Below are 20239 nucleotides of genomic sequence, written 5' to 3'. Positions count from 1 at the left end.
TTGCCGTTCCGTCAACAGTCCGGTCACGGCACACGCTTCATTGGCTAATTCATTCGTTAATTCTTCAGGAGGCGGCCGAATCCAGGCTGCGCCACAGATACCAGGTGGCAACAGTGCGCCACGGCTCCCAATTGGCGGCGACTTCGCGCGCATCGCTGCGCGATACCGGTTCGCCGGAAAAATAACTGTTGCTGATGCCTTTGAGCAACCCCGGATCATCCAAAGGCAGGACATTCGGTCGCAACAGATTAAATATCAAAAACATCTCAGCTGTCCAGCGCCCCAGGCCGCGAATCTGCAGCATCTCGGCAATGACGTCTTCGTCTTCCATCTCCGCCCATTTATCGGGATGAACTGTCTTGGCCTTGAAGTGATTGGCGAGATCGAGAATGTACTCTGCCTTGCGCTTGGACAGGCCGCAGGCGACAAGATTCTCAGGTCCGGCCTTCAAGACCTGCAATGGCGTACATTTGGGACATTCTTCCAGAAAACGCTGCCACACCACTTGCGCAGTCTTGGTGGAAATCTGTTGACCGATGATGGAGCGCGCCAGCGTGGTAAACGCATCGCCGCGACCGGTCAGCTGCAAATCCCCAAACTGCGGAATCAGCTTGCGCATGATGCGGTCACGCTTCATCAGCTCGGCCTTGGCGTCCTCCCAGTACGCCGGTACGCTGATCGCCTGATCAGCCGGATTATTTTTTGTCATTCTTATCAGCCTCGTCGCCACTCGGTCAAACCGCCTGATTTGTCTTCCAGAATAACGCCTGCGGCAGCGAGTTCGGCACGGATGCCATCTGCTTCGGCGAAGTTCTTAGCTTTTTTGGCGGCGACACGCGCCGCGATCTTTTCTTCAATATCCGCTTCGGAAAGTCCGCCTGCATCGCTACCGATACGGGCCTTCAGAAAATCGTCCGCCGGACGCTGCAACAGTCCGATGACGCCAGCCAATGCTTTCAGTTGCCGTGCATGCGCAGGCGATTTGGTTTTGTTGACTTCATTGGCGAGATCGAACAATACCGCAATCGCGACCGGCGTATTGAAATCGTCATTCATTGCTTCGGCAAAACGCATCGCGTGCGCTTCAGTGTGATCCACCGTTACCGCACCGTCCACCACCACATCTTTCAATGCCGTGTAAAACCTGGTTAAGGCCACGCGTGCATCATCCAGATGCGCGTCTGAATAGTTCAGCGGACTGCGATAGTGGGCGCGCAGGATGAAAAAACGTACGACTTCAGGATCATACTTTTTCAGCACATCCCGGATGGTAAAGAAATTGCCGAGCGATTTCGACATTTTTTCATTGTCGACGCGCACAAATCCATTATGCATCCAGTAATTGACGAAGCCGTGCTGGTGCGCGCCTTCCGACTGGGCGATTTCGTTCTCATGATGCGGGAATTGCAAGTCCTGACCACCGCCATGGATGTCAAAATGATCACCCAGCAAGTCGTTGGCCATGGCCGAGCATTCGATATGCCAACCGGGACGGCCTTTACCCCACGGCGAATCCCATTTCACTTCGGCTGGCTCGCTTTCCTTGGAGGCTTTCCACAGTACGAAGTCCAGCGGATCGCGCTTGCCGGTGTTGACATCAACGCGCTCGCCGGCACGCAAGTCATCCAGCGATTTGCCGGACAACTTTCCGTAACCGGGGAAATCACGCACGGAATAATTGACGTCGCCATCACTGCCCTGATAGGCCAGGCCATTCTTTTGCAGCTTCTGGATCAGGTCAAGCATCTGCGGCACATAGGCAGTCGCGCGCGGCTCGTGATCCGGCCTTTGCACGCCGAGTGCAGCCGAATCTTCGTCCATGGCATCGATGAAGCGCTGGGTCAGTTGACCGATGGTTTCGCGGTTCTCGATGGCGCGATGAATGATCTTGTCATCAATGTCGGTGATGTTGCGCACATAAGTGACATCGAAGCCGCTGGCACGCAACCAGCGCTGCACCATGTCAAACACCACCATCACGCGCGCATGCCCCAGATGGCAGTAGTCGTAGACCGTCATGCCACACACGTAAAGACGGACTTTACCTGGTTCGATAGGGGAAAAGGCCTGCTTATCACGCGCCAGCGTGTTGTAGATTTTCAGATTGCTCATGGATGGGAAATGTCGGTTCCGGCTTTATTCGTAGTGTATTTCGTCGCGCTGATGAGATGACGTCGATCGCCATCCGCCAGCACGGTTCAGTGCGCCCGCGCTTGTTCTTTTATAGCGGTGTCAACATGAATACAACACGATTGCCAAAACCCTTTTTGTAGTGCTTCTTTGATAAAATGCGTCTTTTCGTTTGAGTATAGCATTGATGAAAACCATGCTTCTTGCATCTCCGCACCCATATCGCAATGCATTGCGTGGCATTTTGAGCAAGACCGTTATTCTATCCGGCTTGATCGCCGCAATCTACTCGGCCCAAGCAAGCGAAGTTTCGGACATCAGCAAACTCATGCGCACCGGGCAGTATCCGGAAGCCCTGGCAAAAACCGACGCCGTTCTGGCAAAGCACCCACGCGACGCGCAAATGCGCTTTGTGAAAGGCCTGATCTTAGCAGAACAGAACAAGTCAGCCGAAGCAATTGCGATCTTCAGCAAGCTGACCGAAGACTTCCCCGACCTGCCTGAGCCGTATAACAATCTGGCAGTGCTGTACGCCGCCAATGGTCAATATGACAAGGCCCGCGCCACGCTGGACATGGCGATTCATACCAATCCTACCTACGCAACCGCATTGGAAAACCTGGGTGACGTCTACGCCAAGCTGGCTAGCCAGGCTTACGATAAGGCTTTGCAGATCGATCCAGGCAGCAACGTACCGCAGCCGAAGCTGACGCTGGTACGCACGCTGACCGGCAACATCACCGGCGGTACCATTCCCAAGCTGGCGAGCGCCAACACCAATGGCAGCAAGTCGCCGGTTGTGACTGCGCCTGCTGCCCCTGCTACACCGGTCATTCCTGCGCCGACACCAACCCCGGCACCGGCTCCCGAAGTGAAGAAACCTGAGCCAAAGCCTGAACCTGTTGCGCCGACAAAGCCGGCACCGGCTCCTGAAAAGCCCAAGCCAGTTGAAAAACCCGTAGAGAAGCCGGTCGAGAAACCTGCTGAAAAACCGACCGACAAGACTGAGAAGCCAAGCAAAGCAGACAAGGCCGCTGAAAAGGCTGCAGAGAAAGCAGAAAAAGCCGCTGAAGCCGCACGTGCCGACAAAGACAAGACTGTCGTCCTCACTGCCGTCAACAACTGGGCAAAAGCCTGGAGCGACATGGACGTGAAGTCCTATCTGGCGGCGTACGCCGGCGATTTCCAGACGCCAAAGGGCGAATCGCGCAAGGACTGGGCTGACGAACGCCGCGCCCGCATCGAGGAAAAGGGCCATATCAGCGTCAAGGTCGATGTCCCTCAGGTCACGATCAAAAACGACACCGCCACCGTCCGCTTCCGTCAGATATATAATTCCAACCGTCTGACAGTTAACAGCCGCAAGACATTGATCCTGGTTAAACAGGGCAACAAGTGGCTGATCAAACAGGAGCGCTCGGGAGGGTAATGGTTCGTTTCGCTGCACATCAAGGTAAGGGTCATCCTTTACCATCAGCCTTTGTACGGCTGATTCTGGCTTGCCTGGCGTTGACGCCGGTTGCAGGCAGCGTTGCCTCCTCTTCGGCAATTCCGCCGCAGGCCTTGCAGTCGGAGATGCGCAAGCCCGACCCCGAAGCCTTGCTGATCGAAGTTTACAAAGACCTCGGTAACAACCGTTTGCAGGAAGCGCAAGCCAAGGCCGATGCGCTGGTCGCGGCCTATCCGCATTTCCGCCTTGGCCATCTGGTACGCGGCGACTTGCTGATGATGCACGTGCGTCCGGTGAAGAGCTTTGGCGCCATTGCCGATGCACCTGCGGACAAGCTCAAGGATTTGCGCGCCGAAGCCATGGTGCGCATCAAGTCACTGCAAGAGCGTCCCAACCCAAGTCTGATTCCCAAACCGGTTTTGCAGGTCGGCGACGACCAGAAGAACGTGTTGGTGGTGGATACTTCGCGCTCACGCATGTATGTCTATGAAAATCAGGGCGGTCAGCTCAGATTCATCACTGACTATTACATTTCACAAGGCCGCTACGGCGTCAACAAGTCGCGTGAAGGCGATCAACGCACCCCGATCGGCGTGTACTACGTCAATGCGCGCATCCCTGGCCCGAAGTTGCCTGATTTCTATGGTACCGGTGCCCTGCCGCTCAACTATCCGAACGAGTGGGACAAGCGAAATGGCCGCAGCGGCTCAGGCATCTGGCTGCACGGTACGCCATCCGACAATTTCAGCCGCCCGCCGCTGTCGTCCGACGGCTGCGTCGTGCTAGCCAACCCGGATCTGCAAAGTTTGTACGCAACCGCGGAAGTCGGCAAGACCGTGGTTGTCATCAGCGATGGCGTGCAATTTGTCGACAAGTCGGAATGGGACAAGGAACGCAGCTTTGCCAGCAAATTCATGGATCAGTGGCAGCAAGATATGGAAGCCTCTGACGGTGACAAGGTATTGGCCAATTATTCCCCGGCTTTCCGCTCCAATCTCGGCGAAAGCCTGAGCACCTGGTTCGGCCGCCAGCAAAAAAGCCTGAACGGCGCACGCCCTTCCAGTGTCAAAGTGCGTGATCTGAGCCTTTACCGTTACCCTGGCAAGGATGAAATGATCGTTAGTACCTTCATCCAGGAAACTGCCGTCGGCAAAAACAAAAATGCGGTTCGCAAGCGCCAGTATTGGCAAAAAGAAGGATCGCAGTGGAAGATTGTCTACGAAGGCACTGCCTGATCTGATCTCCGACTGACCGGCAACGCCATCGCGGATCAGCGCTGAATAAAAGCGATCCCGCCTTGACGTAAAACCGGCGTCAATTCCAATTCACTTAGCAAGGAAGCACCATGATTCAAGCCCTGATGTCCCGTCGCAAGTTGCTCCAATGCATCGCCGCCCTGTCGCTGTCCGGCGCTGCTCTGATGGCATACGCCGCTGACGCTCCACGCGTACAGCTCAAAACCAGCATGGGCGACATCGTGCTCGAACTGGATGCGGACAAGGCGCCAATCACCGTTGCCAACTTCCTGAAGTACGTCAAGAGCGGCCAATACAACGGCACCATCTTCCATCGCGTGATCGGCAGCTTCATGATCCAGGGCGGCGGCTTCGACCAAAACATGCGCGAAAAGCCGACGCAGGCGCCGATCAAGAACGAGGCCAAGAACGGTTTGAAAAACGCGGCGTATACTATCGCCATGGCGCGTACATCCGACCCGCAATCCGCTGCGGCACAATTTTTCATCAACGTCGCCAACAATAGCCCACTCGACTATCCGAGCCGTGATGGCTGGGGCTACGCAGTATTCGGCAAGGTAGTGCAAGGCACCGACGTGGTCGACAAGATCAAACAGGTTCGCACCGGCAGCAGCGGCATGTTTGACGATGTGCCTTTGACGCCGGTCGTGATTCAGTCGGCGACGGTGCTCAAGTAAGCTCGCGCAATTTAGTATTTCATTTTTATTATTTACACAAAAGGGATTCTCATGGCTGTTCTCTTCACCACTAACCACGGTAGCTTCAAGGTCGAACTCGAAGCAGAAAAAGCACCAAAAACAGTTGAAAACTTCCTCGCCTACGTTAATTCGGGCCACTACACCGGCACTATTTTCCATCGCGTGATCGATGGTTTCATGGTTCAAGGCGGCGGCTTCGAACCAGGCATGAAGCAAAAGCCAACCAACGATCCGGTTGAGAACGAAGCGAAAAACGGCCTCAAGAACGAGCCGTACACATTGGCAATGGCCCGTACTTCGGCCCCGCATTCGGCATCGGCCCAGTTCTTCATCAACGTCAAGAGCAACAGCTTCCTCGACTTCCCAGGCCAGGACGGTTGGGGTTACTGTGTGTTCGGCAAAGTTGTCGAAGGCATGGACGTCGTCGACAAGATCAAGGCCGTCAAAACTACCCGCTCCGGCATGTTCGCCGATGTGCCGGTTGAAGATGTCGTGATCGAAAAAGCAGAAGTCGTCTAAGCCGACGCCTCTTACTTTCTCCGATGACGAACACTTCATCTGTTCAAGAAGCGCAACCCCAAGCGGTTGCGCTTTTTATTTCCGACCTGCATTTGCAGGCCAGCCTGCCACGCACGACGCAGGCGTTCTACGACTTTCTGAACCAGCATGCGAGCCGGGCCGAACAGCTTTATCTGCTCGGTGACATCTTCGAATACTGGGCCGGTGACGACGATATCGACACGCCGTACAACCGCGACATCGTCAACGCACTGCGCCACATCAGCGACGGCGGCGTGACTGTCTACTGGATCGCGGGTAATCGTGACTTTTTGGTCGGCGCCGCCTTTGCGGAAGCCGCCGGACTGACGATCCTCGACGATCCACACGTCATCCATCTCGCAGGTCGCGACATCACGTTGGCGCATGGCGATGCGCAATGCACTGATGACACGGCCTACATGGCTTTTCGTGCGCAGGTACGTCAACCGGCATGGCAGCAGCAGTTTCTTGGCATGCCGTTGGCTCAGCGCAAAGCCATCATTGAAGGCGTGCGCCAGAACAGCAAGGATGCCAATAAAGAGAAGTCCTACGACATCATGGACGTCAATGCCGAAGCCATACGAACGCTCTATGACCAGACAGGCACGCAGACCCTGATCCACGGGCATACGCACCGCCCCGCCCTCCATATCGACGAATCAGTCACAGCAACACGTCTTCGCTACGTTTTGCCGGATTGGGAATATGATGTTGAGCCTGCACGCGGCGGCTGGATGAGCCTGACTGCAGACGGCGTCCTGCATCGCTTCGATGCTGCCGGTACTGAGCTGAAATAGATATCGCCGAGCAAGTCCGCCTGGTCATTACGGACAAAAAAAAGGGGAGCAAATCTGCTCCTCTTTTTTTATTCCTGCTATTCCTGCGTTCGATTTCAGACTCACTTCAACGCTAACTACTCCACCAGTTTATTCAACTGTGCAGCATCGAACTTTTCCAATTCCTTCAGCTTCTCGCAGCCAATTCCCGCAGACTTGATCGCCGCAAGAATCACCTCGATCTGATGCTCTTGCGCAGCAGCCTGATCAATCAAACCGTGCAACGCCTTCGACAAGGGATCGTCACCATTCGGGGTCACACCATATGCTGCGAACATGCGTGCAGCAGCTTGCTCGCGAGGATCCTGAGGCACCTTTTGCACCACGCGCGCCGGATTACCAATGGCTGTGGCGCCCGGAGGCACCTCTTTGACAACCACGGCGTTCGAGCCGACCTTGGCGCCGTCGCCGACGGTGAAACCGCCCAGCACTTGCGCACCGGCGCCGATGATCACGCCGCGGCCCAGCGTAGGATGGCGTTTGGCCCCCTTGTTAAGCGAAGTTCCGCCCAGCGTCACACCCTGATAAATCGTACAGTCGTCGCCGATTTCCGCCGTCTCACCGATCACCACGCCGAATCCATGATCGATGAACACACGCCGACCAATGGTCGCACCCGGGTGGATTTCGATACCAGTGAACCATCGCGCCAGCTGGGAGATAAAGCGTCCCAGCCACTTCAATCCCCTGTTCCAGCAGCTGTGCGCGATGCGGTGCAGAACGACCGCGTGCAGGCCCGGATAACAGGTCAAGACTTCCCAAGCGTTGCGCGCAGCAGGATCGCGTTCAATGATGCTGGAAATATCTTCTCGAAGTTGAGTAAACATAATGTGGCTGTCAGTGCGGAATGTGCAATCTTAATCGTTTACCGTCAGGTTTGCCGAAGGCGGGCCGGCTTTCCTGACGTCAAGAATGGGATCACACGAGGGGATATTACCCGCCGAGGATCCCGGCGGGCTGCCCAATATTACTTGGGTAGACGCTGCCGGCGCGCTTCGTACAGACAGACGCCGGACGCGACGGAGACGTTCAGGCTCTCGACCGAACCGAACATGGGGATGCTAACCAGAATATCGCAAGTTTCACGCGTCAGGCGGCGCATTCCTTCACCTTCCGAACCCATGACCAACGCGGTCGGGCCGGAGAAATCACCAGCGTACAAATCCTTGTCTGCATCATCAGCCATGCCGATCAGCCAGACGCCGCGATCCTTGAGGTCACGCATGGTGCGCGCCAGATTGGTCACGGTGATGTAAGGAACGGTTTCTGCCGCGCCGCTGGCAACTTTGGCCGCGGTCGCATTCAGGCCGACCGCGCGATCCTTCGGCGCGATCACGGCGTGTGCACCGGCGCCGTCGGCAACCCGCAGGCAAGCGCCCAGGTTGTGCGGATCGGTGATGCCATCGAGGATCAACAGCAATGGCGGGCCTTCGACGACGTCAAGCAGCTCGTCCAGATTGCGTGCCAGCGACAGCTCGCCGGCCTTGGCGACGACGCCCTGATGGCGGCGCGTGCCGACAATATTCGACAGGCGCTGATCGTCAGCCTGGATGATGCGTACGCCGGCAGCCTTGGCTGCGTGCAGCAGATCGCGCATGCGAGCGTCGTTACGCTCGGAGTCGACATACAATTCCTCAACCGACGATGCCTCGTGACGGATACGCGAGGTGACGGCGTGGAAGCCAAAAATCATTTTACTTTTCATGTGCCCTGCTTCTTCACTAAATACTGCTTCACTAAATAAGTCACTAAATAAATCCGCGCTGAGAAGACCAACCCTTACGGCTCAGCCTCCTTCAGCGCATGGTTAACGCTACTGCCGTGATGCCGAGTTAAGAAAACACGGCGCCGTCGGCGTTAGCGATTTTTCTTGCTTGGGCGGGAAAAACCCTTGGCCGGACGCTTGCGGTCCGACTCAATCCCGCCCTTCACTCGCGGCAAAGCTTTGCCGGATTTGCTTGCGGCCTTCGGTGTTTTTGCACCCTTTGCAGTTTTTGCGGCTGCTGGTGCAGGTGCCGGTGCGGCCTTGGCAGCCCCGCCGGATCGCGCTGCCGGCGCACCTTTGCCGGAGCCTGTCTTGCTGCGCGCCTGTTGCGCATTCTCGGCGCGACGCGCCTCATTCTTCAAAATCGTACGAATGCCCGGCTCGGTGACCAGACGCAGATCAATCTTGCGCGCATCCAGATCGACACGGCTGACCTGCACCGTTACACGGTCGGTCAACTGATAGCGGATCCCGGTGCGCTCACCGCGCAACTCATGACGTGCTTCATCGTACTGGAAGTAGTCCGCACCCAGTTCGGTGACGTGAACCATGCCTTCGATGTACAAGGCATCGAGCTGAACGAAGATACCGAATGTGGCCACACCGGAAATCGTACCGGTGAACTCTTCACCCAGCTTGTCGCGGATGAAGTAGCACTTGAGCCATGCCTCAACGTCGCGCGATGCCTCATCGGCACGGCGCTCATTGGCGGAACAGTGAACGCCCAGCGCTTCCCAGATGGCGACGCTGCTTTCCGGCTTCTTCTTGCCGTTGGCGCGATCCAAAGCCTGTGCCTTGCGTGCCGCGGGCGACAGCATGGTGTTCAGGACGCTGGTATCGATACCCTTCGGCTCGTAACGCTTACCCAACAGGATCGCCTTGATGGCACGATGCGTCAGCAAATCAGGATAGCGGCGGATCGGGCTGGTGAAGTGAGCATACGATTCATACGACAAACCGAAGTGACCGATGTTTTCAGGGCTGTATACCGCTTGCTGCATCGAACGCAACAGCATGGTCTGAATCAGCAAGGCATCCGGACGTACCTTGATCTTCGGCATCAGCTCGGCGTAGTCAGACGCGCTTGGGCTATCGCCACCGCCAAGACTCAGGCCGATTTGCTTCAGGAAAGTACGCAACTGGTTGAGACGTTCTTTGGTCGGCCCGGCGTGGACACGATACAGACCCGGATGCTCGTGACGCTTCAACAGATCGGCAGCGCAAACGTTGGCTGCCAGCATGCACTCTTCAATCACGCGATGCGCATCATTGCGGGTACGCGGAAGGATTTTTTCAATCTTGCCGGCGGCATTGCAAACGATGTAGGTCTCGGTTGTCTCGAAGTCGATTGCCCCACGTGCCTGGCGTGCCTGCAACAGCGCCTGGAAGACTTCATACAAATTCAGCAGATGCGGCACCAAGCCGGCGCGCTTGGCAGCTTCCGGGCCTTTTGTATTGGCGAGAACTGCTGCAACTTCGGTATACGTCAGGCGTGCTGCGGAATGAATCACCGCCGGATAAAATTGGTACGCTTTGATCTCGCCCTTGGCGGTAATCACGGCATCGCACACCAGCGTCAAACGATCAACGTCAGGATTGAGCGAGCACAAGCCGTTCGACAACTTCTCCGGCAGCATTGGAATCACCCGGCGCGGAAAATACACCGACGTGCTGCGCTCCAGCGCATCCACGTCGAGCGCGTCATTCGGTTTCACATAGTGGCTGACGTCGGCAATCGCAACGATCAGACGATAACCCTTGGCACGGCCGATCTTGATCGGTTCGCAATAGACCGCATCGTCGAAGTCGCGTGCATCTTCGCCATCAATGGTCACCAGTGGCACGTCGCGCAAATCAACGCGGTCGTTCAAATCGGCCGGTTTGACTTCGCCCGGCAGCTTTGCGGCCAACTTTTTGGCTGCTTCGGAAAATTCATGCGGCACGCCGTACTTGCGCACGGCGATTTCGATTTCCATACCCGGATCGTCGATATCGCCGAGGATTTCTGCAATCTTGCCGACAGGCTGTGTGTAACGCGAAGGCTGTTCGGTCAACTCAACACTGACCACCTGCCCTGCCTTGGCCTTGCCCGGAGAGCCGGCGAGGATCACGTCTTGCCCGATACGCTTGTCTTCAGGCGCCACTACCCAGACGCCATTCTCATTGAGCAAGCGGCCAATGACATGGGTATTGGCGCGCGAAACCACTTCAACAATCGTGCCTTCAGGACGACCGCGGCGATCGGTGCCGATAATGCGGGCCTTGACGCGGTCGCCATGCAAGACCTTCTGCATTTCTTTCTCGGGAAGGAAGATGTCGGCGCTGCCGTCTTCCGGCAAGAGGAAACCAAAACCGTCGCGGTGGCTGCTGACGCGGCCTTCAATAAAATCGGGAGAATGCGTCAGTTTGTAGTTGCCGGCGCGGTCGGGTTTGATCTGACCGTCGCGTTCCATCGCATTCAGGCGTCGCGTCAGGCCATCCATCTCTTCCGGCTTGACGCTGAGGGCAGAAGCCAGTGTCATCGCGTTTTGCGCGCCCGAAGAGGTGCGCAGGATGCCGAGAATTTCCTCGCGGCTGGGAATGGTATAGGGAAATTGGCTCAAAAGTGTAATCAGGTAAATTGTTATTCATCAGTTTCGCCACAGCGGAACCGCCTGGCGAGCTGCTGGAATACGACTACAGGGCCTTGGCCCAGGGTGCAACATGCCCTAGTGTAACGGAGGTTTCCGGTATTTACCTAACATGCAGCCCCGATAGCGCCGTCGGCGCCCGCCGCCTGAAAATAAATGGCCGGCAACGCCCCAAGTGATTGACAAGATCTAAAAATGGGCTATAATCTCGTTCTTTCGCGGTATTGCCCACGTGGCGGAATTGGTAGACGCGCATGGTTCAGGTCCATGTGCCGCAAGGTGTGGGGGTTCGAGTCCCTCCGTGGGCACCAAAAACATAAGAGGTCGGTTGATGAAAATCAACCGGCCTTTTGCGTTTTCAGGGCCATAAAAACCTCAGCGCCTTTCTTCGCAAACTCGAATGCATTTCTTCGCACATTTCCATGTATTTATCGCGCGCGGAATCACCCTGCTAATTTTGTGGACGACCTCTCCTTTTTTCGTTTTCCGCATTTCCAGAATCTCATCATGCCTCGATGAAATTCACATCGAACGAACACCCTCCCATCATGTTTCGTTTTTACGCATTATTTTGTTGACCACCAGATTCAATATCAGTATTATTCAGCCCTTCTAAGCGCTAAGCACTTTTGTGTGAAGACGTTTTAGGCCCACGTGGCGGAATTGGTAGACGCGCATGGTTCAGGTCCATGTGCCGCAAGGTGTGGGGGTTCGAGTCCCTCCGTGGGCACCAAAACATAAAAGGTCGGTTGATGAAAATCAATCGGCCTTTTGCGTTTTGGGGACTGCTTCTATCTCCCGGAAAAACTCACCTTGCTCTTCAAAGATTTTCCCTCAGGCGGCCGTACCAGCGCTCCACGCACTTCGAACTGCAACTGATCAAGCACCACGCCGTTCGTATCTTGCAAAACCAGTTTGTGCTTGCCTGGCCAAGGCATCCAGTCAAACCCCAGATCGGCAGATTTTTTACCTGCCGCTTTCAACGGCTTCCCATCAAGCAACCACACACCTTGCTTCGCCCCTTGCGCAGTGAAACGCAGACGTTGGTGCGTCGGCGGGATATCCGGATCAATCGCCACCAGCATCCCCGCTGTCGGATAGGTGATCATCGGCGCGATCTCGCCTGACTTCGCCACCTGCAACACGCGCTGACTGGTATCGGGCAAGAAGTACTCCGTGCGCGCTGCTTCCAGCTGATTTTCAAATTGCACCGGCTGAGCAATGACGAATGCTGGTTTCGCCGGTTCCTGCGAGCCGGACTGGCGGTGCAGATACTGCATCACCTCTTGCCAGACCGGCGCTGCACCAGTGACACCCGACACATCCCACATCGGCGCGCCTGACGCATTGCCGACCCATACGCCAACGGTATAGCGCGACGAAAATCCGATGCACCAGTTGTCACGCATGTCCTTTGACGTCCCGGTCTTGACTGCCGTCCAGATACGCGTCGACAAGGCATTCTCCAGGCCGAAAGTCCGTGCCCGCGCACTACGGTCGGACAAGATGTCGCCGACGATGAAAGAGGCTCCGCCATCCATCGTCTGTTGATACGTCACGCGCGGATCGTTCGTCGCGGTGCGCACGCCGCTGTAACGTCCCTGATTCGCCAGCGCGCGATAGGCATTGGTCAGCGACAGCAAGCTGATGTCGGCGCTGCCGAGCGCAAGACTGTAGCCATAGTAATCACCCGACTCGCGCAGATTAAAACCCAGCGTCTGCAAGCGCTGGAAGAAACGCTCCGGGGTCACCATCACCAGCGTACGCACGGCCGGAATATTCAACGACGAACCAAGCGCCGTGCGCAAGCTCACCAGCCCCTTGAATTGCCGATCGTAATTCTGCGGAATATAGAGACCGGCAGAGGTCGCCAGATTGACCGGCGAATCGTCGAGCAGCGATGCTGCCGTCAGCCATTTTTTCTCAATTGCCATTTCATACAGAAACGGTTTCAGCGTCGAGCCGGCCTGACGCAAAGCCTGCACACCATCGACCTGCGCTGCGCCGGATAGCGATCCGCTTGATCCCACCCAGGCAAGCACATCGCCGCTGGCGTTGTCGATCACGACTACGGCGCCATCTTCGATATTTCTATCTACCAACGCCGACAATTGACGACGCAAGGAATCGCTGGCAAAACGCTGTGTCGCTGCATCGAGGGTTGAATAAATCGGTTTCCCAGCATCCTTGAGCAGCTTGCGCCCCAGATGCGGGGCAAGTTGCGGGGCAGTTGCAGCGCCACTGATTTCGCCCTTGGCCGTTGCGCGTGCCAATACCAGTTCAGTACGGCCTTGCAAGCCATTACATTCTTGCGGCGCGCCCTGCTCTTTCAGGATGGAGCAGGCGCGCTCCGAGACTTTGGCAGGCTTGGCATTGGGCGCCCGAATCAATGCCACTGCGATGGCCGCCTCGCTCTGATTCAAGCCGCTGGGATGCTTGCCGAACAACACGCGTGACAAGGCATGAACACCAACCAGTTCACCGCGAAAACTGACCAGATTGAGATAGGCCTCCAGAATCTGATCCTTGCGCCAGTTGCGCTCCAGCGATTGCGCGATGAAGACCTGGGACACTTTCTGCGTCATCGACCGCGCCGACGACTTGCGGCGCAGATCGTCATAGATCAAACCCGCCAGCTGCATCGTGATAGTGGACGCACCGCGCGTCTTGGTGTTCCACAGATTGCCCCATGCCGATGCGGCTACGGCACTCCAGTCGACGCCGCTGTGCTGATAAAAGCGGCGGTCTTCGGAAGCGATCAGGGCATTGCGCAGCGCCGGCGACACATCCTCCAAAGCGATCCATGATAAGCGACGCTCATTGGGATTGAGCCGCAGTTGCTGGATCAATTCTCCATGCCGGTCGTACATCGCAGCGTCGGATGAACGGAAGGATTGCTGCACCTCCCCAAAACTCGGGACGGCATGCGCGACGCCCGGCGCTACCGCCAGAAGCGCCGTCGTCGCAGCAAACAATACTGCTGCAATATGCCGTCGCGCAGTCACTACCATCACGGCGCCTTGATACTCAGCCTGGCGTTCGGAATTTCACCGAACATCTCCGGCGCGTACATCGCTTCGACCCGCGTCGGCGGCAGACTGAACTCACCGGCGTTGTTCAGACGCACCGTATAGGTAATGCTGGAACGCCCCTTCGGCATGCGCTCGTAATAAGCGCGATAGCCTTCGAAGCTGCGCTCTTCATACGCCAGCCATGCACTGCTGCGCGAACGGCCATCATCTTCGCCGCTGCGCGTGATCGCCGAGTCGCGCGCCAACCCGGAACCCAGCAAGCTGGCGCCGCCGGGAATCGGATCGTTCAGCACCACCCAAGTCATGTCGGTCTGCGCATCGATATCCAGCGTCACCCGCAACACGTCGCCGCGACTGTAGACGCCCTTCTGCTTCTGCTCAACCGGAACAACCGTCTTGGTGATGCGATACCCGCTGGAGAATGGCGCCTTCAACGGCACGGCAGCCAGGCTTTGCATGGTGATCCATGGCTTGCCGCTGCCTTCCTGCGTGAACTTCAGCGTACCCGGCGCAGGCGTACCCCAAGGTATCTGTACTTTTCCGCCGGCTGCGCCTGCACCACTCCACGCATACGCGTTATTGCCGGCATCGGACACGATGCGCGTCGTGCCTGCAACTTTTTCCGCCTCGAATGTACGGCTGAATTTCTCCAGCGCCAGACTGCCCCAGACGTTGGCGGTCGTCGTGCTCCAATGGCCGCGCTGTTGACGCTGGATGGCGCCGCTGATCAGCTTGGGCATGTCTTCGCGCCAGGCCGGATTGTTCAGCATGGTCAGCACGAGACGATTGGCATTGCTGTCGCCGCTGGCCATCAGCCACCACCAGTAATCGCTCGCCTCATCCGAGAAGCCCATGCGGGTACCTTGATAGTTCAGGCGTGAGCGGATGATCTGATCAGCTTCCGCCAGACGCTTATCGCGCTCGGGAATGGTCGTCACACGCTGCAGGATGGCGATCCAGTCGAGCACTGCCGACGTCGGCCACAGATTTGGGTTGATCTGAATCGAACCGAGCATGGACGGCTGCACGCGGTGATAACGCGACAGCGCTTCCAGCGCTGCCAGTTTGCGCACGTCGAGATCTTTCTTCGGCGACCAGAAGTCACGGGTGAGCTTGCCGTCGACAAACGCTGCCAGACCATCGAGCATCTTGTCACGGCTCTGTGTCGGCAAGACATAGGCCGCCTCGTTCGAGGCTGCCAGCAGGTAAGCCGTCAGGGTATCGCTACCGCGCCGCGCATTGGATTCGCTCGGCGGGAAGTAATACGCTAGGCCATCCGCGTCGAGGTAGGTCGGCAGATCAGTCACGATCTTCTGCCACATCGCATCGTCGCGCAGACCGATGGCTTTGGAGGTGCGTTGCTCCAGACAAGAGAACGGATAGTCGACGAAATATTTGCGGATGCCTTCGCTGCCGCCGGCAAGACTCGGCTTGAGCGAAATAGTCAATCCACCGCGTCCAGGCAAGCTGTCGGCCGGTTGCGCAACGCTCATCGACAACGCCTTGTCGAGCTGGAACAAGGTCGCCTGCTGCACCGTCACCGGAATCGCCGGCACAACGCGCTGTACGAATTTGATGGCGTCCTTCGCAGCCGAGGTTGACGACACGGATTGCTCCTGCGCGCCGATTTCCCAGCTCAGTTGCGAGATATCTGCGGGCACGGTCACCGGCCACGTCACTTCACGCGCTTCACCGGCAGGAATGGCGATGTCCTTATCCTGCAAGGCAATCGTCGCGGATGGTGTCGCACCCGTGGCTTTCGCGTTCAGGCGAAGCTGCATGGCACGCGTCGTCGTGTTGCGCACAGTGACCATGGCATTGAACTGATCGCCTTCGCGCACCAACGGTGGCAAGCCGGAAATGACCTGCACATCCTGCGACGAGCGGATGCTGGCCGAGCCGGTGCCGAACAAACCGGCACCACTCTCCGCCACGGCAACAATACGGAAGGAGGTCAACGCATCGTTGAGCGGCACGTCGATCTGCGCCCTGCCGTTGGCGTCGAGCACCACGTAGGGCTTCCACACCAGCAAGGTGTCGAACAATTCACGCGTCGGCGACTTACCGCCACCGCCACCCGCCGGAGTTGCCTTCTTGCCGTAGTGGCGCTTGCCGATCACCTGCATCTGCGCAGTGGATGTTTCGATACCGTAGCTTCGCCGCTGCAGCATGGCAGAGAGCAGATTCCAACTGGTGTTGGGCTGTAGTTCCAGCAAGGCCTCATCCACCGCCGCCAACGCGATCTCGGCTCCAGCGGCAGGTTTACCGTCAGGCAGCGTGACTTGCACGCTGACCTTGGCTGTCGAACGAATCGGATAGGTTGGCTTGTCGGCAGTCACCGCAACCTTCAGCAAATGCGCAGCGCTGCCGACGGAGATTTCGGCGACGCCAAATTTGTAGGCCGGTTTGGCCAGATCGACCATGGTGCCGGGTGCCTGATATTCCTTGAATTCGTGCCACCAGTTGATCGGCTCTTTCCAACCCCAGCTGAAGAAGGAATACCACGGCACTTCACGCATGCGCCCGCGTACCGCCAGCACCGAGACGTAGACGTTAGGCGCAAAGCCGCCCTTGATCGGCAGGCTGATGGTCGGATCCTGTCCGTTCAGTTGCACAACCTGCGTTTCGATCACACCTTCACGCTCTACCGCCACCAGAGCAGTCGCATAGCGGAACGGCATGCGCACCTGGAATTTCGCGGTCTCGCCGGGTTGATAAGTCTTCTTCTCCGGCAGAATATCGATGCGATCCTGATTCTCGCCATCGAACCACAACTCGCCCTGGCGCGTCACCCATACCGAGGTCTGCGCGAACGAGGCGTTGCCGTTGCCATCCTTGGCGGTGGCGGTCAGCTCGACGTTGCCGGCTTCTGACAACGACACGTCGCAGATCAGCACACCGTGCTTGTCGGTCTTGCCGCTGCACAGGGTGCCGAGATTTTGCGATGAGCGGGTATTTTCATACGCGTAGAAACCGCCGACCATGCGCTTGCGATGCGAGTTGGTTTGCCGGCTCAGGGCCGTGATTTCGACGGGCACGTCGGCTTGCGGCTGGCCTGCCGCATTGAGTACCACCATGCTCAACGCCAGCTTCTTCTTCACCGAAACCCAGTCGCCGCCCTTGATACCGATGACCACCGCCGATGGCCATACGGTCGTGACGTTGGAGATGGTCTGGATCTCGCCGTTCGGATCGTTATAGGTCATCTCGGTCAGCAGTTCACGCGGCGTCTTGATGACAGGCATGGACTTGACTGTGGTGCGCCCTGCACCGTTTTTATCCAGCGTCACCGGCAACTTGTCGGCAACGATTTTCTGGTCATCACTGCCGGCATCGCCGTCTTCACCACCGTAACTGCCTGCACCAAAAGAATAGCCCTCATAGCTGGCAAAGCTGACAGCCTTTGCGCGCATCAGACTGCTGACGCGCACCGCTTGTCCCGAAGCGCCACCGCCGTTGATGTAGTTGAGCTGGACGTCGAGCGGCACTTCTTTCGGTGCCACCAGACCGGCGCTCTTGTTCGCGATCACTGGCGTAATGCGTCCCTGCATCAAAGGCAGGCGGAATTCTTCGACGCGGAAACTGCCGGTGCTATAGCTGCCTTGCGCAGCGCCGCCTTCTTCGGCATCACCATCGCCATCACTGCTGCTGTTATTACCGCTGTTATTACCGCTGTTATTACCGCTGTCACTGCCGTTCTTTGCTGCACCGCTGTCGAGCATGACATCGTAGCTGCCGAGCTTGGCCTCCTTCGGAATCACAAAAACGGTCTCGGCATTTTTTTGATTGCGCCATTTCAGCGGAAACTGGAACTCTTGCCCGCTACCCTGATGGATGATGCGCGCGCGTGTGGGCAACTTGTCTTTGCCCGCCAGCGCAAAGCCGGTCATGCTTTCCAGACGGAACTCATGCTTCATCGATACCGTCTCGCCGGCACGGAACAAGGTGCGGTCGAAGATCGTATGCGCACGGGCGTTGGCGCCCGAAGAGCGATCAGTCGGCAAATTGAAACGCCACGATTCAATACCGTCGCTCCATGAGGTCAGCGCAAACGCCATGTCAGCACGCCCCTTCTCGTCGGTCTTGCGCGCGCTGACAAAGAGGCCGCTGATGGCGCCGTCTTCGTTCTGGCGGCTAGCACAAGTATCTTCGATCGGTTTGGCGATCATCGCCACGCCGATCGCATTGGTCTTGCCGCGCCACAGTTCGTCACCCCGGCAATTGGAAATGCGCACGTCGGCATCCGCCACCGGCTTGGCCGTATCCAGCGTGGTCACCCATACCGCATTGTTCTCGCGACCGAGCTTGACGTGTACCGATAAATTGGTCACCAGCGTGCTGGTACGCACATACATCGGCGCCGGTTTGCCGAGCAAGGATGCGCCGAGTTTTTGCGACTCCAGTTCGACCACATAAAAGCCCGGATCCTTCAAGGGAATGCCGACCACTTCAAATGGCCGCTCACCGTCTTTGGCATCCGATAGCGCAGGCAGATTCAGTGTTTTCACACCCGGCTCTTTGGCCAGCAAACCGATGGCGCGCGTGTCGGGCGTTTTACCTGTGGTGTCGCCCCAGCGTTCATGAAAACGATTGAGCCTGGTCAGCCACGCGATCACTCCTTTGTCGCCATCGACTTTGAGATTGGCGACCTTGCCCGGCAAAGCCTTGCCATCGGTGCCACGCACCAGCAGGTTCGCTTCTACGCGGCGTAACGTCACCGGCAAGGTAGCGTCGGCATTCAATTCGATGATGCCGAATGGCGCCGCCGGAAATTTCGCCAGCGGCGGGTAGCCGGCGGTGCGCGACTTCAGCGGAAAGGCGGAAGCGTTGCTGAGCGCGCGACCGCTTTCATCCTTGAATCCGGATGGCAGGTTGATGGTGAACTCACCGTTCTCCGGAAACGGCGGTTTGAAGGTCAGGTTGTAGACCAACTCTTCCGTATTGTTCTTTTCGAAGAAAGGCTTGAGCTTGCCATTGCTGCTCTTGAGCTCCACCGCTTCGGCCAGCTTGCGTGGCACGGCGGATGAAAACGACATCGTCACCGGCAGGATAGGCGAGCATGCCGCATTAGCGTTTTCACGCTCGCAACTGAGGCTGGCAGTGAATTCTTTGCGTACCTTGAACTTGAAGGTTTGCGGGATTGTCGTCGCGATGCCGTTGAGCGTGGTGATGCCCTTGTCCCAGGTCAGTTTGACTGACGCATCGTTGGGCAGGCGCTGCTGGCATTGCACGATGGTGACTAGCGACGGATCGATTTTCTTGGCGAACTCTTTCAGCAAGTCCTTGCGCATGGCATCGGTCACAAACTTGACCGGAATGCGCTCATGAATGCCTTCGGCTTCGCAATACATATGGTCGCGCACGCTGTCCTGATTTGCGGCGCCGTTCTGGAACAGGATGAAAGCCTGCTCTTCTTCAATCTCGTTCCCTTCGGGCATATGCCGCACGACGGCCGGACCGCCGGTGTTGAACTGGAACACGCTCCTGCCGGTGATTGCCGCGCCGGACACAGCCTTGATGCCCGGCTTCAGCGTAAAGGAACAGCGCGTGCCCGGCGGCAAATCGCGCTCAAAATCGTAAACCCAGTTCTTACCGTCGGCCCAGCGCGAAGTGCCTGCTACGGCGCAATTAATGTCGAAAGGCGCAGCAGCCTTGGGATCGCCAAACTTGACCAGCGGCTCGGAAAACGTTGCGCGCACCTGACGAATCTGAGCGACGTCGCCTTGCGGTGAGAAACCGGCAACATTGGCGGCTGTCGCCAGCGACGGCGCGCTGATCAACGCTATGACAGCCGAGGCTTGCGCCAGGATCGAGATCCATTGTGAAGTCCGGGTAATCAGGGACATGCTTGCTCCGTTATCTTTTTAATCAGTTCTTCGGCAATGCTTCATGGTGACGAAGC

Annotated in this window: 12 protein-coding genes and 2 tRNA genes; 7 read left to right on the top strand and 7 right to left on the bottom strand. The window is 57.4% G+C overall.

Features of this window, described 5'->3' with window-relative positions; genetic code table 11:
• Nucleotides 1-64: 64 nt before the first annotated feature.
• Together PQR63_RS04335 and cysS are read right to left on the bottom strand one after the other, a co-directional pair.
• The gene (locus tag PQR63_RS04335) at nt 65-709 is read right to left on the bottom strand and encodes a DNA-3-methyladenine glycosylase family protein (RefSeq protein ID WP_408165931.1); all 645 of its coding nucleotides are present in this window, start codon (nt 707-709) and stop codon (nt 65-67) included.
• Nucleotides 710-714: 5 nt separating this feature from the next.
• Nucleotides 715-2112, bottom strand: a complete 1398-nt coding sequence (cysS, locus tag PQR63_RS04330; protein ID WP_408165930.1) for a cysteine--tRNA ligase — start codon at nt 2110-2112, stop codon at nt 715-717.
• A 205-nt stretch (nt 2113-2317) separates the two neighbouring features.
• Between cysS and PQR63_RS04325 the strand changes: the two genes are divergently transcribed.
• The 5 genes from PQR63_RS04325 to PQR63_RS04305 all read left to right on the top strand — a co-directional run bounded on the left by PQR63_RS04325 (nt 2318) and on the right by PQR63_RS04305 (nt 6871).
• Nucleotides 2318-3559, top strand: a complete 1242-nt coding sequence (locus PQR63_RS04325; protein WP_408165928.1) for a tetratricopeptide repeat protein — start codon at nt 2318-2320, stop codon at nt 3557-3559.
• Nucleotides 3559-4815 (top strand): L,D-transpeptidase family protein, encoded by a 1257-nt coding sequence (locus PQR63_RS04320; protein ID WP_408165926.1) that lies wholly within the window; start codon nt 3559-3561, stop codon nt 4813-4815. Before PQR63_RS04325 ends, PQR63_RS04320 begins: the two co-directional genes overlap by 1 nt.
• A gap of 110 nt (nt 4816-4925) precedes the next feature.
• Nucleotides 4926-5513: a peptidylprolyl isomerase gene (locus PQR63_RS04315; protein WP_408165924.1), complete on the top strand. Its 588-nt coding sequence runs from the start codon at nt 4926-4928 to the stop codon at nt 5511-5513.
• 51 nt (nt 5514-5564) lie between these two features.
• The gene (locus PQR63_RS04310) at nt 5565-6053 is read left to right on the top strand and encodes a peptidylprolyl isomerase (protein ID WP_408165922.1); all 489 of its coding nucleotides are present in this window, start codon (nt 5565-5567) and stop codon (nt 6051-6053) included.
• 23 nt (nt 6054-6076) lie between these two features.
• On the top strand, nt 6077-6871 hold the full coding sequence (locus tag PQR63_RS04305; protein ID WP_408165920.1) for a UDP-2,3-diacylglucosamine diphosphatase: 795 nt from the start codon (nt 6077-6079) through the stop codon (nt 6869-6871).
• 116 nt (nt 6872-6987) lie between these two features.
• Here the strand turns inward: PQR63_RS04305 and cysE are convergent, their stop codons facing one another.
• From cysE to rnr, 3 genes are all read right to left on the bottom strand, one after another.
• On the bottom strand, nt 6988-7737 hold the full coding sequence (cysE, locus tag PQR63_RS04300; RefSeq protein WP_408165918.1) for a serine O-acetyltransferase: 750 nt from the start codon (nt 7735-7737) through the stop codon (nt 6988-6990).
• 140 nt (nt 7738-7877) lie between these two features.
• Nucleotides 7878-8615 (bottom strand): 23S rRNA (guanosine(2251)-2'-O)-methyltransferase RlmB, encoded by a 738-nt coding sequence (gene rlmB, locus PQR63_RS04295; RefSeq protein WP_094563419.1) that lies wholly within the window; start codon nt 8613-8615, stop codon nt 7878-7880.
• 152 nt (nt 8616-8767) lie between these two features.
• Complete coding sequence (rnr, locus tag PQR63_RS04290; protein ID WP_408165916.1) at nt 8768-11278, bottom strand: ribonuclease R; 2511 nt, start codon at nt 11276-11278, stop codon at nt 8768-8770.
• Between the two features lie 253 nt (nt 11279-11531).
• On the opposite strand from rnr, the gene PQR63_RS04285 reads away from it, so the two are divergent.
• Nucleotides 11532-11616: transfer RNA gene (locus PQR63_RS04285), tRNA-Leu, on the top strand.
• A 337-nt stretch (nt 11617-11953) separates the two neighbouring features.
• Nucleotides 11954-12038, top strand: a tRNA-Leu gene (locus PQR63_RS04280).
• A 58-nt stretch (nt 12039-12096) separates the two neighbouring features.
• Here PQR63_RS04280 and pbpC read toward each other — a convergent pair.
• Nucleotides 12097-14316, bottom strand: a complete 2220-nt coding sequence (gene pbpC, locus PQR63_RS04275) for a penicillin-binding protein 1C (protein WP_408166138.1) — start codon at nt 14314-14316, stop codon at nt 12097-12099.
• Nucleotides 14316-20183 (bottom strand): alpha-2-macroglobulin family protein, encoded by a 5868-nt coding sequence (locus PQR63_RS04270; RefSeq protein ID WP_408165914.1) that lies wholly within the window; start codon nt 20181-20183, stop codon nt 14316-14318. Before PQR63_RS04270 ends, pbpC begins: the two co-directional genes overlap by 1 nt.
• Between the last annotated feature and the right edge of the window lie 56 nt (nt 20184-20239).

The organism is Herbaspirillum rhizosphaerae (genome assembly GCF_046025915.1).
Lineage (GTDB): Bacteria > Pseudomonadota > Gammaproteobacteria > Burkholderiales > Burkholderiaceae_D > Herbaspirillum > Herbaspirillum rhizosphaerae_A.
The sequence above is the reverse complement of the archived record's forward strand: the minus strand, read 5'-3'. Positions and strand labels throughout refer to the sequence as shown.

What these genes read in the sequence shown, in the direction of transcription:
- PQR63_RS04335 (WP_408165931.1), bottom strand. Translation starts at nt 709, where the DNA reads ATGACAAAAAATAATCCGGCTGATCAGGCGATCAGCGTACCGGCGTAC.
- cysS (WP_408165930.1), bottom strand. Translation starts at nt 2,112, where the DNA reads ATGAGCAATCTGAAAATCTACAACACGCTGGCGCGTGATAAGCAGGCC.
- PQR63_RS04325 (WP_408165928.1), top strand. Translation starts at nt 2,318, where the DNA reads ATGAAAACCATGCTTCTTGCATCTCCGCACCCATATCGCAATGCATTG.
- PQR63_RS04320 (WP_408165926.1), top strand. Translation starts at nt 3,559, where the DNA reads ATGGTTCGTTTCGCTGCACATCAAGGTAAGGGTCATCCTTTACCATCA.
- PQR63_RS04315 (WP_408165924.1), top strand. Translation starts at nt 4,926, where the DNA reads ATGATTCAAGCCCTGATGTCCCGTCGCAAGTTGCTCCAATGCATCGCC.
- PQR63_RS04310 (WP_408165922.1), top strand. Translation starts at nt 5,565, where the DNA reads ATGGCTGTTCTCTTCACCACTAACCACGGTAGCTTCAAGGTCGAACTC.
- PQR63_RS04305 (WP_408165920.1), top strand. Translation starts at nt 6,077, where the DNA reads ATGACGAACACTTCATCTGTTCAAGAAGCGCAACCCCAAGCGGTTGCG.
- cysE (WP_408165918.1), bottom strand. Translation starts at nt 7,737, where the DNA reads ATGTTTACTCAACTTCGAGAAGATATTTCCAGCATCATTGAACGCGAT.
- rlmB (WP_094563419.1), bottom strand. Translation starts at nt 8,615, where the DNA reads ATGAAAAGTAAAATGATTTTTGGCTTCCACGCCGTCACCTCGCGTATC.
- pbpC (WP_408166138.1), bottom strand. Translation starts at nt 14,316, where the DNA reads ATGGTAGTGACTGCGCGACGGCATATTGCAGCAGTATTGTTTGCTGCG.
- PQR63_RS04270 (WP_408165914.1), bottom strand. Translation starts at nt 20,183, where the DNA reads ATGTCCCTGATTACCCGGACTTCACAATGGATCTCGATCCTGGCGCAA.